The 13,404-nt window shown below is 62.3% G+C and carries 9 protein-coding genes; 3 read left to right on the top strand and 6 right to left on the bottom strand.

The genetic code is table 11. The annotated features are described in order from the left end of the window. The first annotated feature begins 1 nt into the window (after nucleotide 1). Both LOY35_RS07670 and LOY35_RS07665 read left to right on the top strand, forming a co-directional pair. Nucleotides 2–556 (top strand): peptidylprolyl isomerase, encoded by a 555-nt coding sequence (locus LOY35_RS07670; protein WP_258631802.1) that lies wholly within the window; start codon nucleotides 2–4, stop codon nucleotides 554–556. An 85-nt stretch (nucleotides 557–641) separates the two neighbouring features. Continuing rightward, nucleotides 642–2,474, top strand: coding sequence for an ABC transporter ATP-binding protein (locus LOY35_RS07665; protein ID WP_258631801.1), 1,833 nt, complete (start codon nucleotides 642–644; stop codon nucleotides 2,472–2,474). 172 nt (nucleotides 2,475–2,646) lie between these two features. On the opposite strand, the gene LOY35_RS07660 is transcribed toward LOY35_RS07665, so the two are convergent. The 6 genes from LOY35_RS07660 to aceK form a co-directional block, all read right to left on the bottom strand. After that, entirely contained in the window at nucleotides 2,647–3,771 is a 1,125-nt protein-coding gene (locus LOY35_RS07660; RefSeq protein WP_258631800.1) for a GNAT family N-acetyltransferase, read from the bottom strand. A 272-nt stretch (nucleotides 3,772–4,043) separates the two neighbouring features. After that, nucleotides 4,044–4,280: an anti-sigma factor gene (locus LOY35_RS07655; protein ID WP_024780432.1), complete on the bottom strand. Its 237-nt coding sequence runs from the start codon at nucleotides 4,278–4,280 to the stop codon at nucleotides 4,044–4,046. Next, on the bottom strand, nucleotides 4,274–4,885 hold the full coding sequence (locus LOY35_RS07650) for an RNA polymerase sigma factor (RefSeq protein ID WP_258631799.1): 612 nt from the start codon (nucleotides 4,883–4,885) through the stop codon (nucleotides 4,274–4,276). The genes LOY35_RS07655 and LOY35_RS07650 overlap by 7 nt, the downstream gene beginning before the upstream one ends. Nucleotides 4,886–5,064: 179 nt before the next feature. Next, entirely contained in the window at nucleotides 5,065–6,186 is a 1,122-nt protein-coding gene (locus tag LOY35_RS07645; protein WP_258631798.1) for a beta-ketoacyl-ACP synthase III, read from the bottom strand. Between the two features lie 366 nt (nucleotides 6,187–6,552). Beyond that, complete coding sequence (gene hrpA / locus LOY35_RS07640; RefSeq protein ID WP_258631797.1) at nucleotides 6,553–10,464, bottom strand: ATP-dependent RNA helicase HrpA; 3,912 nt, start codon at nucleotides 10,462–10,464, stop codon at nucleotides 6,553–6,555. Between the two features lie 148 nt (nucleotides 10,465–10,612). Then, nucleotides 10,613–12,334, bottom strand: a complete 1,722-nt coding sequence (gene aceK / locus LOY35_RS07635) for a bifunctional isocitrate dehydrogenase kinase/phosphatase (protein ID WP_258631796.1) — start codon at nucleotides 12,332–12,334, stop codon at nucleotides 10,613–10,615. Between the two features lie 129 nt (nucleotides 12,335–12,463). Between aceK and LOY35_RS07630 the strand changes: the two genes are divergently transcribed. Next, entirely contained in the window at nucleotides 12,464–13,372 is a 909-nt protein-coding gene (locus tag LOY35_RS07630) for a DMT family transporter (RefSeq protein ID WP_258631795.1), read from the top strand. Nucleotides 13,373–13,404: the final 32 nt, after the last annotated feature.

The raw sequence follows: 13,404 nt of genomic DNA, 5'->3' as shown, positions 1-13,404 counted from the left end.
CATGCTGAAAAAGATCGCCCTCGCCGCCGGCTCCGTTCTGTTTGCCGCCAACCTGATGGCAGCACCTGCACCCCATGTGCTGCTGGACACCACCAACGGCCAGATCGAAATCGAACTGGACCCGGTCAAGGCTCCCATCAGTACCAAGAACTTCCTCGAGTACGTGGACAGTGGCTTCTACAACAACACGATTTTCCACCGTGTGATTCCGGGCTTCATGGCCCAGGGCGGCGGCTTCACCCAGCAGATGCAACAAAAGGACACCAAGGCGCCGATCAAGAATGAAGCCAGCAACGGCTTGCACAACGTTCGCGGCACCTTGTCGATGGCCCGCACTTCCGATCCGAACTCGGCCACCAGCCAGTTCTTCATCAACGTGGCCGACAACGCGTTTCTCGACCCGGGTCGTGACGCCGGTTACGCCGTGTTCGCCAAAGTGGTCAAGGGCATGGATGTCGTGGACATCATCGTCAACTCCCAGACCGCCACCAAGCAAGGCATGCAAAACGTGCCGATCGACCCTGTGATCATCAAGTCGGCCAAGCGCATCGACTAACTGAAGTACAGGGCAAGCCTGAGCGGCGACGGCGATCCCGCGCCGCTCACAGCAAAAAAGGAGAGCCCCGCCCGGGCTGCTTAGCATGGTTTATCGCCGTTTCGAAAAGCTGATCGATATCTTCCGCGACGCCCCGAGTTCGGCCCCGCCGAACCGCGTCCTGCCCTTCTACACGTATTACCTGAGACAAGTCTGGCCGAGCTTCGCCGTCCTGCTGGTGGTGGGCCTGATCGGCGCACTGATCGAAGTGGCGCTGTTCAGTTACCTGAGTCGCATCATCGACCTGGCCCAAGGCACGCCCAACGTCGACTTCTTCAAGATCCATGGCCTGGAACTGGCCTGGATGGCAGTGGTGGCGCTGGTCCTGCGGCCCATTTTCGTGGCCCTGCATGATCTGCTGGTGCACCAGACCCTGAGCCCCGGCATGACCAGCCTGATCCGCTGGCAGAACCACAGCTATGTGCTCAAGCAGAGCCTGAATTTTTTCCAGAACGACTTCGCCGGGCGCATTGCCCAGCGCATCATGCAGACCGGCAACTCCCTGCGGGATTCGGCGGTGCAGGCCGTGGACGCGTTATGGCATGTGCTGATCTACGCCATCAGCTCGCTGGTGCTGTTCGCCGAAGCCGACTGGCGCCTGATGATCCCTCTGTTGCTGTGGATCGCCGCCTACATCGGCGCGCTCTATTACTTCGTGCCACGGGTCAAGGAACGCTCGGTGGTGTCGTCCGATGCCCGCTCCAAGCTCATGGGCCGGATCGTCGACGGCTACACGAACATCACCACCCTGAAGCTGTTCGCCCACACCAATTTCGAACAGCAGTACGCTCGCGAAGCCATCCAGGAGCAGACCGAAAAAGCCCAACTGGCCGGCCGCGTGGTGACCAGCATGGACGTGGTCATCACCAGCATGAACGGGCTGCTGATCGTCGGTACCACCGGCCTGGCGCTGTGGCTGTGGACCCAGTCGCTGATCAGCGTCGGTGCCATTGCCCTGGCGACCGGGCTGGTGATCCGTATCGTCAACATGTCCGGCTGGATCATGTGGGTGGTCAACGGCATTTTCGAAAACATCGGCATGGTCCAGGACGGCCTGCAGAGCATTGCCCAACCGGTCAGCGTCACCGACCGCGAGCACGCCAGGCCATTGGCCGTGGCCCGGGGCGAAGTACGCTTCGAGCATGTAGATTTCCATTACGGCAAGCAGAGCGGTGTGATCGACGATCTGAACCTGGTGATCAAGCCAGGGGAAAAAATCGGTCTCATCGGCCCCTCCGGCGCGGGGAAATCCACCCTGGTCAACCTGCTGCTGCGTCTTTATGACGTCGAGGGCGGGCGGATTCTCATCGACAGCCAGGACATCGCCGAAGTGAGCCAGGAAAGCCTGCGCGAACGGATCGGCATGATCACCCAGGACACCTCGCTGCTGCACCGCTCGATTCGCGACAACCTGCTTTACGGCAAACCGGACGCCACCGACGCGCAGCTCTGGGAAGCCGTGCGCAAGGCCCGTGCCGATGAGTTCATCCCGCTGCTGTCGGACGCCCAGGGCCGTACCGGCTTCGACGCCCACGTGGGTGAACGCGGCGTGAAACTCTCCGGCGGCCAGCGCCAGCGCATCGCCATTGCCCGGGTGCTGCTCAAGGATGCGCCAATCCTGATCATGGACGAAGCAACGTCAGCACTCGACTCGGAAGTGGAAGCGGCGATCCAGGAAAGCCTCGAGACGCTGATGCAAGGCAAGACCGTGATCGCCATCGCCCACCGCCTCTCGACCATCGCCCGGATGGACCGGTTGGTGGTGCTGGAAAACGGCCGCATCGCCGAAACCGGCAGCCACGCCGAACTGCTGGCCCATGGCGGGTTGTATGCGCGGTTGTGGCAGCATCAGACGGGAGGGTTTGTGGGGATTGACTGAAACCTGACTCAACCCACCTGTGGCGAGGGGATTTATCCCCGCTGGGCTGCGAAGCAGCCCTAAAGCGAATACCTTGGCGTGTCAGGCAGATTGAGTTGGACCCTCTTGGGGCCGCTTCGCAGCCCAACGGGGATAAATCCCCTCGCCACAAGATTTCATGTTCGCAGAGAACTCAACACTGCCGATACGGCAACGCCCCCCTCGCCTCCTCGGCATACGCCAACACCCCCTCCTGCTCCCGGTTCAGGAAATCCGCCACCGCCGCTTTCAACCCGGAATGGCGCAAGTAATGCCACGACCGGGTAATCACCGGTTCGAAACCGCGAATGAGTTTGTGCTCGCCCTGGGCGCCGGCATCGAATCGCTGAAAGCCTTGGGCGATCGCATAATCCATGCCTTGGTAGAAACAGGTCTCAAAGTGCAGGCGGTCGAACTCTGCCAGGCAGCCCCAGTAACGCCCGTAGAAACTGTCGCCGCCTACCAGGCTGAACGCCATCGCCACCGGCCGCGATCCTTGCCTGGCCAGCACCACGCGAATGGCCTCGGGCATGCGTTCGGCCAGCAGGCTGAAAAATTCTCGGGTCAGGTACGGTGCCTGTCGGCGCACGGCGTAGGTATTGGCGTAGCAGGCATAGACGAAATCCCACTGCGCCTCGTCCAGTTGATGCCCCTCGAACCATTCGAAGTCGATGCCCTGCCCCGCCACTTGCTCGCGCTCCTTGCGCATCTGCTTGCGCTTGCGGGAACTGAGTGCGTCGAGAAAATCCTGGAAGTCCCGATAGCCGCGATTGTGCCAGTGGTACTGGCAACCGATCCGCTGCAGCCAGCCCTCTTGAGCGGCCAGTGCCGTATCGGTGAAGGGATCCGTGAAGTTGATGTGGGCACTGGAAAGCCCTTCGATTTCCAGGTAGCCCGGCAAGCTCTTGAGCAACTCGAAACCATCTTCGACCGAGGCCGCCAGTAGACGCGGCCCGCTGACCGGACTGAACGGCACAGCGGTCAACAGTTTCGGGTAATAGTCGATACCGGCACGCGCGCAGGCGTCCGCCCAGCCATGATCGAACACATACTCGCCGTAGGAATGCCACTTGCGATAGCTGGGCAACGCAGCGACCAACCGGTCACCGTCCATGTGCAGCAGATGCTCGGGCTGCCATCCGGAATGCGGGCCGACACTGCCGCTGTCCTCCAACGCGCTGAGAAAGGCGTGGCGCAGAAACGGCTGGCGTTCCGGTACCAGGGCATCCCAGGTGCGTGGCGCTATTTCAGACAGTCTGTGCAGGCGCTGCAACGGCATCGATTCCTCTCCACTTGGCGATTCAGAGCCGCGCCAGTATCGCTTATCGCCGTGAGTTCCACACCCCGCAGCGTCGACAAGCCCCTGTTCAACAGCGTTCGGAAAGCCCTGAATCGTTCCGCCCGATGCAGCAACGCAAGTTTTTTGTGTTTAGCCGCCCCTGTGGGAGCGGGCCTGCTCGCGATGAGGCCGTCCAGTCGACATCCCGGTCAACTGACAGACCGCTATCGCAAGCAGGCTCGCTCCCACGGGGGGTTGTGATGACTCAAGATTCAGCGCGAATGCCGGCGACGTTCGGCGGCGAGTTTTTCGGCGAGGTGATCCAGGTCGGGGACGGGTGGCTCGGGGAGCTTTCTGAGGGTGGCCTGCATCAGCTTCATCTGGCGAATGAAACGTCGGCAGTTGGGACAGAACATCAGGTGATGACGCACCATCAGGCGTTCGCGAAAGCTCAGCTGGCCGTCGAGATAATCGCTGGAGCGCGCCACTTGTTCCTTGCAGGTCAGCATTCGCCGGTCTCCTCGAAATGTTCCACGGTCGCGAAGACCTTCAGCCGGGCGCGATGCAACAGCACGCGTACGTTAGAGAGCGAGATGTCCAGAAGATTACAGATTTCTTCCAGCTCCAGCCCCTGACGTTCACGCAAGGTCAGCACGCTGCCTTGCAGTTCCGACAGGCTGAGCAGCGTGTGCTCGAGGCAATCGCGTAATTCGCTTTCCGTCAGCAGCGCTTCCGGCGTGTCCTGGTGCCAGGCGAACGGCGCAAGCAGCCAGTGGCCATCGGCGGCGAAGCGATCGTCGCCCAGCGTGCCATGGGGCGACGGCAGGTCGTCGAGCAACACCTCGCGACGGTTCTGCTTGTAACGCCCCTTGGCAGCGTTGGCCGTGATGGTCAGCAGCCAGGTCTTGAGGCTGGAACGGCCCTGGAAACCACCAAGGTTGCGCACCACCGACAGCCAGGCGTCCTGCACCACTTCGTCGGCATGGCGGCTGCCGACGATGGCATAGGCGACCGCGCGCATCGGGCTCTGGTAGGTGCTGACCAGCTCCTTGTAGGCGCGCTGCTCCCCCGCCAGCAGGCGTTGGAGCAATTGAGTGTCGTTGGTGGTGGTCATTCAACCTCTCATATGCCTGCCACCATTGTGGCGAGGGGATTTATCCCCGCTGGGTTGCGGAGCGACCCTGAAAGCAGTCACTCAATTTGCCTGATACACCGCAGCGCTTGGTTTTAGGGCTGCTTCGCAACCCAGCGGGGATAAATCCCCTCGCCACAATAAATCCGCCAACAACTGGATTAATGCTTGCGTAGAATCACGCTGCCAATCGAATACCCCGCCCCAAACGAACTGAGTACCGCGACCGAGCCGCTGGGCAAGTCATCCTGGTTCAGGTGGAACGAAATCACCGAACCGGCCGAGCTGGTGTTAGCGTAGCGGTCGAGGATCACCGGGGCTTCCTCTTCGGTGGCTTCGCGCCCCAGCAGCTTGCGCACGATCAGGTGGTTCATGCTCAGGTTGGCCTGGTGCAGCCAGAAGCGCTTCACCTGCTCGACGTTCAGCTGGTTTTCTTGCAGATGAGCGCCGATCAGTTCCGCCACCATCGGACAAACGTCGCGGAATACCTTGCGGCCTTCCTGGACGAACAGCTTGTCACGGCTGCCAATGCCCTCTTCCGCGGCGCGGTTGAGGAAGCCGAAGTTGTTGCGGATGTTGTTGGAGAACTTGGTGAGCAGCTTGGTGCTGACCACGTCGAACTGGTACGGCGAGGTCGCCAGGTCCGCCCGCTCAATGATCACGGCGGTGGCCGCGTCGCCGAAGATGAAGTGGCTGTCGCGGTCGCGGAAGTTCAGGTGACCGGTGCACACTTCGGGGTTGACCATCAGGATCGCCCGGGCCTGGCCCAGTTGCACGCTGTTAGCCGCGGTCTGGATGCCAAACGTCGCCGAGGAACAGGCCACGTTCATGTCGAAACCGAAACCTTCGATGCCCAGGGCTTCCTGGACTTCGATGGCGATGGCCGGGTATGCGCGCTGCAGGTTGGAGCAGGCGACGATTACGCCGTCGATGTCGGCGGCGGTACGACCGGCACGTTCCAGCGCCTGTTTCGCGGCGCCGACGGCCATTTCGCAAAGCACCGACCATTGCTCATTGGAGCGCTCGGGCAGGCGTGGGGTCATGCGTTGCGGGTCGAGGATGCCGTCCTTGTCCATGACAAAGCGGCTCTTGATGCCGGAAGCCTTTTCGATGAACGCAGCGCTGGATTCAGTCAATGCCTCGACTTCACCGCGCTCGATGACGTCGGCGTTGTCGGCATTGAACTGCGCGACGTAGGCATTGAAGGATTGCACCAGCTCTTCATTGGAAATGCTGTTGGCCGGGGTATACAGGCCGGTGCCACTGATGACGACGTTATACATGGTCGTGTCTCTGATCTGTTCAGGCAGAAAGTATTGGTACCGACGTACCAATACGCAAAGAGTCTTTTCCCATCCAGGGGAAGCAGACCTGGCATCGCTTTATTCCGATCCGCCCGGTGAATTGAAGCTCAAAACCACGGGACCGGCATTTATAGGCGCGAAGTTTGCCATAAACGCTGGCGTTTGGCCCATTCTCCATAAGCCAAGACACAAAACCCTTGTGGAAGATGCAAAACCCAGGGCAACACCCAAGACCCTGTGGGAGCGAGCCTGCTCGCGATAGCGATCTGTCAGTTGATAGGGACGTCGACTGACACTGCCTCATCGCGAGCAGGCTCGCTCCCACAATGGATAAATGGTGTGGCCTCAGGGCTCCACCTGCCCCCACTGCTTGCCCAGGCGCTTGTCCGAAATCGGTACCTTGGTTCCCAGTTGCTGGGCGAACAGCGACACTCGGTATTCCTCCAGCCACCAGCGGTAAAGCTCCAGTTGCGGGTCGCGCTTGCCTTCCTGGGCGTGTTTGCCGGCGCGGGTCTGGTATTGGGCCCAGAGATTCGACAGTTCGCCGCTCCAGACCCGGTCTTTCTGCACCTGGCTGCCCAGCTTCTCGAAACGCTGCTCGATGGCCTTGAGGTAGCGCGGCAGTTCCTTGAGCCATTGATGCGGGGTTTCGCGCACGAAGCCCGGGTACACCAGATGGCTGAGCTGTTGCTTGATATCGTTCAGCGCCACGGCCTGGGCCAGGTCGATCTTGCCCTTGAAGCGCTTTTGCAGGCCGTGCCAGAGCTTGAGGATATCCAGGGTCAACTTCGCCAGGCGTTCGGCGTGTTCAGTCCAGCCGCCGCGCTTGCGCTCGGCCAGGGACGCCAGCGCGGCGCCGTCGCGGGGCAGGCTCGCTTCGCCTTCCAGCACGCAGCTGTCGAGACTGGCCAGCAGGATGTCTTCCACCAGGCTGTCGATGCGTCCCAGTTCACGGTAGAGCAATCCCAGCTCCGTCAGCCCCGGCAACTTGCCCCGCAGGAACTTGGCCGACTCCGCCAATTGCTGCATCAGCAACCGCTGCAAGGCGCGGCGATGCTGGAACTCGGCTTCGGCCGGGGTCGGGAAACGCCCTTCCTTGACCACGCCACCCTCCTCCACCAACGCCGGATACACCGTCATCGACAGCCCGGCGATCTGCTGCTGGGTCTTTTCCGCCACCGGCGCGAAGACCTTGGCCTCCACCGGCGCCTGGCTTTTTGCCGTTTGCGGCACCGCCAAGGCAGCCTGGCTGGCTTCGGCAAAGCGCGCCGTCAGCTCGGCCAGGTCGCGGCCCTCGCCGAGGAACTTGCCCTGGCCATCGACGATTTCCAGGTTCATGCGCAGATGACCTTCCACTTGCTGCGCCGCTTCGGCCCAGGCTTCATCGCTGACCCGCGCGCCAGTCATGCGCAGCAGCTCACGGCCCAGGGATTGCGGCAACGAACCTTCAGCGAAGGTGATGCGTTGCAGCGCAGCCTTGACGAAGTCCGGCACCGGCACGAAGTTCTTGCGCAGGGCCTTGGGCAGGTTGCGCACCAGGGCAATACACTTGGCCTCGATCATGCCGGGCACCAGCCACTCCAGGCGCTCCGGCGGCAGCATCGGCAACAGCGGCGCCGGTACCCGCAACGTCACGCCATCACGGGGATGGTTGGGTTCGAAGTGGTAGCTGAGCGGCAACGTCAGGTCGCCGACGCGCAAGGTGTCGGGGAAGTGCGCGGCGGTCACTTCGCTGGCCTCGCGAGCCAACACGTCCTCTTCGCGCATGATCAACAACTGCGGGTCTTTCTGGCTGTTGATCCGGTACCAACTGTCGAACGTCGCAGTCTGGTGGATCTCGGCCGGCAACCGTGCGTCATAGAAAGCGAACAGGGTTTCCTCGTCCGCCAGGATGTCGCGGCGACGGGCCTTGGCTTCCAGTTCGTCGAGTTGCTCCAGCAATCGGGTATTGGCCGCCAGGCACTTGGCCTTGGACTGGATCTCGCCGCGTACCAGGGCTTCGCGGATGAACAGCTCGCGCGACACCACGGGGTCAACCGGCCCGTAATGCACCGGCCGACGGCCGACCACGATCAGCCCGAACAGGGTGATCTGTTCATACGCCACCACTTGCCCGCGCTTCTTCTCCCAATGGGGTTCGAAGTGGTTCTTCTTGATCAGGTGCCCGGCCAGCGGTTCGATCCAGTCCGGTTCGATCTTGGCGACCATGCGCGCATACAGCTTGGTGGTTTCCACCAGTTCGGCGGTCATCAGCCACTGCGGACGCTTCTTGCCCAGCCCCGACGAAGGGTGGACCCAGAACCGCCGTTGGCGGGCGCCCAGGTAGTCGCCGTCTTCGGTTTTCTGGCCGATCTGGCTCAACAGGCCCGAGAGCACCGCCTTGTGCAGTTTCGGGTAATCAGCCGGGTCCTTGTTGAGGCTCAACTGCATGTCACGGCAGATCAGGCTCAACTGGCGATGAGCGTCGCGCCACTCGCGCAGGCGCAGGTAGTTGAGGAAGTTCTTGCGGCACCAGTTGCGCAACGGGCTGGCTGTCAGGGCCAGGCGTTGCTCTTCAAAACCGCGCCACAGGTTGACCAGCCCGGCGAAGTCCGAGTCCGGATCCTTCCATTGGGCGTGGGCCTGGTCGGCGGCCTGTTGGCGTTCGGGCGGACGCTCGCGCGGATCCTGGATCGACATGGCACTGGCGACAATCAGCACTTCCTGCAGGCTGCCCAGCTTCGCCGCTTCCAGCAACATGCGGCCCATGCGCGGGTCCACCGGCAAGCGCGCCAACTGACGGCCCAATGGGGTCAGTTGGCTGTTGCGGTCCACCGCCGACAACTCTTGCAGCAGGTTGAAACCATCGCTGATGGCCTTGCCATCCGGCGGCTCGATGAACGGGAAATCAGTGATCTCGCCCAGGCGCAGATGGAGCATCTGCAGGATCACCGCCGCCAGGTTGGTGCGCAGGATCTCGGGGTCGGTGAATTCCGGCCGGCCGAGGAAGTCTTCTTCGCTGTACAGCCGCACGCAGATCCCCGGCTCGACCCGGCCGCAACGCCCCTTGCGCTGGTTGGCGCTGGCCTGGGAGATGGCTTCGATGGGCAGGCGCTGGACCTTGGCGCGATAGCTGTAGCGGCTGATCCGCGCGGTGCCGCTGTCGATCACGTAGCGGATGCCCGGCACGGTGAGCGAGGTTTCGGCGACGTTGGTCGCCAGCACCACGCGACGGCCCGGGTGGGACTGGAAGATCCGCTGTTGTTCGGCCGGAGACAAACGCGCATACAACGGCAGAATCTCAGTGTGCTTGAGCTGGGCCTTGCGCAGCATTTCCGCCGCGTCGCGAATCTCCCGCTCGCCCGGCAAGAACACCAAAACATCGCCAGGGCTGCGACGCTCGCTGCGCTCATGGGCGGCGATTTCATCGAGGGTGGCGAGAATCGCCTGGTCGACGGTCAGGTCGTCCTCGACCCGGTTGCCCTCCTCGTCCTGCTCCAGGGTCAGCGGGCGGTACCAGGTTTCCACCGGGAAGGTGCGGCCAGAGACTTCCACGATCGGCGCATCATCGAAGTGTTTGGAGAAGCGCTCCAGGTCGATGGTCGCCGAGGTGATGATGACCTTCAGGTCCGGGCGGCGCGGCAGCAGGGTTTTGAGATAACCCAGCAGGAAGTCGATGTTCAGGCTGCGCTCGTGGGCTTCGTCGACGATGATCGTGTCGTAGCGCTCGAGGTAGCGGTCGTTCTGGGTCTCGGCCAGGAGGATGCCGTCGGTCATCAACTTGATCAGGGTGTTGGCGTCGCTCTGGTCCTCGAACCGCACCTGATAACCCACCAGCGCGCCCAACGGCGTCGCCAGTTCCTCGGCGACCCGGCTCGCCACACTGCGGGCGGCGATCCGGCGTGGCTGGGTGTGGCCGATCAAGCCATGCTGGCCGCGGCCGATTTCCAGGCAGATCTTCGGCAATTGCGTGGTTTTGCCCGAACCGGTTTCGCCGGCGATGATCAGCACCTGGTGCTTGAGCAGCGCGTCCTTGATTTCGTCACGCTTGGCGGCAATCGGCAGATTGTCGTCGTAGCGAATCAGCGGCAGGCTGGCCTTGCGCGCCAGCACCTGGTCACACGACGCTTGCATGCGCGCCACCCACTGGGCCAGCTTGGCCTCATCGGGTTTCTTGCGCAGCTCGAGCAACTGCCGCCGCAACCGGTGTCGGTCGGCGAGCATGGCGTGGTCGAGGTTCTTCAGCAGTTTGTCGATAGCGGGGGCTTGGTCAGTCATCAGGTACGCAAGGGTCGTCGGTTTTGTGCAGGGGGCGATTGTCGCAGATTTGCGCCCATGTGGGAGCAAGGCTGCCCGCGATGAAGATGACACGGTCTCTCGGGGGACCGAGGCGCCTGCATCGCGAGCAAGCTATGCTCCCACTGGGTTATTCGTTGCCCCGGTCCTTACGCCGATACGGGAACACATCGATCACCTTCCCCGCCCGAATGGCCTCTTGCAGGCCTTTCCAGTAATCGGCGTCGTACAGCTCGCCGTGCAGCTGGTCGAACAGTTTGCGCTGCCCGGCGTCGGCGAACAGGAACGGCGGGAACTCTTCGGGAAAGACGTCCAGCGGACCGATGGAGTACCACGGTTCGGAAGCCATTTCGTCTTCCGGGGTGCGTGGCTGGGGGATGTGTCGGAAGTTGGCTTCGGTGAGGAAGCAGATCTCGTCGTAGTCGTAGAACACCACGCGGCCATGGCGGGTCACGCCGAAGTTCTTGAGCAGCATGTCGCCGGGAAAGATATTCGCCGCCGCCAATTGCTTGATGGCCAGGCCATAGTCCTCCAGCGCCTCGCGCACCTGGGCTTCGCTGGCGTTTTCCAGGTAGAGGTTCAGCGGGGTCATGCGCCGTTCGGTCCAGCAGTGACGGATCAGCACCGTATCGCCTTCCACCGACACGGTGGAGGATGCCACTTCCAGCAGTTCTTCCAGGCACGCCGGTTCGAATTTGCCCAGGGGGAAACGGAAGTCGGCGAACTCCTGGGTATCGGCCATGCGCCCGACCCGGTCGACGCTTTTCACCAACCGGTACTTCTCGATCACCGTGGCGCGGTCGACGTTTTTCGACGGTGAGAAGCGGTCCTTGATGATCTTGAACACCGTGTTGAAACCCGGCAGGGTAAACACGCTCATGACCATGCCGCGCACCCCCGGCGCCATGATGAACTGGTCGTCGGTGTTCGCCAGATGATTGATCAAGGCCCGGTAGAATTCGGACTTGCCGTGCTTGTAGAAACCGATGGAGGTGTACAGCTCGGCGACGTGTTTGCCCGGCAGGATACGCTTGAGGAAGCCGATGAATTCCGCCGGCACCGGCACGTCCACCATGAAATACGAGCGGGTGAACGAGAAGATGATCGAGACCTGGGCCTCGTCGGTGATCAGCGCGTCGATCTGGATGCCCCGGCCCTCGCGATGCAGCAACGGAATCACCAGCGGCCACTGGTCGTCGTGGGTGAAGATCCGGCCAACCAGATAGGCTCCCTTGTTGCGATAGAGCACCGATGAGAACAGCTCCACGGTCAATTCCGGGTCCTTGCAGACCCAATCCGGCAGGTTTTCCCGCAGTTGGGCTTCGAGGCGCCGCAGGTCGCTCGCCAGGTCGGCGTAGTCCTCGCTGAAACGGTAATCGGCGAAGATACCCGCGAGCATCCGGTCCAGTTGCCCCACGGGCTTGTAGGTACGAGTCTGCGCGGAGCGCGCCCGGCGCAGGCTTGGCCGGGTGGTGTGGATGAACATGGTGCCGTCGCTGATCAGGTCATGGCTGAACAGACCGCAGAAAATCGAGTTGTACCAGGTCTCGGACAGCTCATCGTCGAAACGCAGGTCGATCAGGCTGATATAGGCACTTTTCACCAGCGGCCAGCAGCCGACATCCATCAGCGCCTCGGCGTCGAAGGCCTTGCGCAGCCGGGCCACGGTTTCGAAGACTTTTTCTTCGTACAGATTGATCCGCGCCGCCGACGCCGCTTGCGCCTCCTGCCATCGGGCCTGCTCGAAGCGGGCACGGGCACCGTCGGTAATCTGCCGGAAATGCTCGCGATAATCGTCGAAGCCGTCGAGAATCGAGCGGGCGATAGCGCTGGCGGGCCATGGCTGCGGCATAGGGAAAACCTCGGCGGGGCGTCTTGTTGTGAGCGGCTGAGCTTAGAGGCCAATCACGCGGCAACGCAACCATTGCCATCGGTCCCAGGGAGGGCGACACTTGCCGGCCAACCATGGAAGGAATTCCCCGTGAACCTCGTCGATCTCCTGCGTCTGCTGTCCCTGGCCGCCATCTGGGGGGCGAGCTTCCTGTTCATGCGCATTATCGCGCCCGTCATCGGCACGATCCCCACCGCTTTTTTTCGGGTCTCCATCGCCTTCGTCGGATTGGTGGTGATCCTGGCACTGATGCGGGTCGACTGGAATTTCCGCGGCAAGCTGAAAGTCGTGATGGGGCTGGGCCTGATCAATTCGGGCATTCCGGCGACCTTCTACTCCCTGGCGGCCCAGACCCTTCCGGCCGGTTACTCGGCGATTTTCAATGCCACGACGCCCCTGATGGGGGTGTTGATCGGCGGGCTGTTCTTCAGCGAGCAGCTCACGATGGCCAAGGTCAGCGGGGTGTTCCTGGGACTGCTCGGCGTCGGCATCCTGACCCGCGCCGGCCCGGTGGCCTTCGACCTGCAGTTGCTGATGGGCGCCCTCGCCTGCCTGATGGCCACCACCTGTTATGGCTTTGCCGGATTCCTCACGCGGCGCTGGCTCGATCATCAAGGCGGGCTGGACAGTCGTCTTTCCGCCCTGGGCAGCATGTTCGGGGCCACGGTGTTCCTCCTGCCGCTGTTCGGCTACAGCGTCATCAGCCACCCTCCGGCCAGTTGGGGCGGCTGGAGCGTCTGGCTGTCATTGCTGGGGTTGGGCCTGGTGTGCACCGCGCTGGCGTACATCCTTTATTTCCGGCTGATCAGTTCCATCGGGCCGGTCAAGTCGATGACCGTCACCTTCCTGATCCCGCCTTTCGGCGTGCTGTGGGGGGCGTTGTTGCTGGATGAGCCGCTGGGGATGGCGCACCTGTATGGCGGGGTGCTGATTGCGGCAGCGTTGTGGCTGGTGTTGAAACCGGCGGCGCAGAAGCCGGTCGAGGTGTCCGCCCGATAGTGCATCGGCGCTTTGAGCCTGTCATCGCGGGC

This window comes from Pseudomonas sp. B21-028 (assembly GCF_024749045.1).
Lineage (GTDB): Bacteria > Pseudomonadota > Gammaproteobacteria > Pseudomonadales > Pseudomonadaceae > Aquipseudomonas.
The sequence above is the reverse complement of the archived record's forward strand: the minus strand, read 5'-3'. Positions and strand labels throughout refer to the sequence as shown.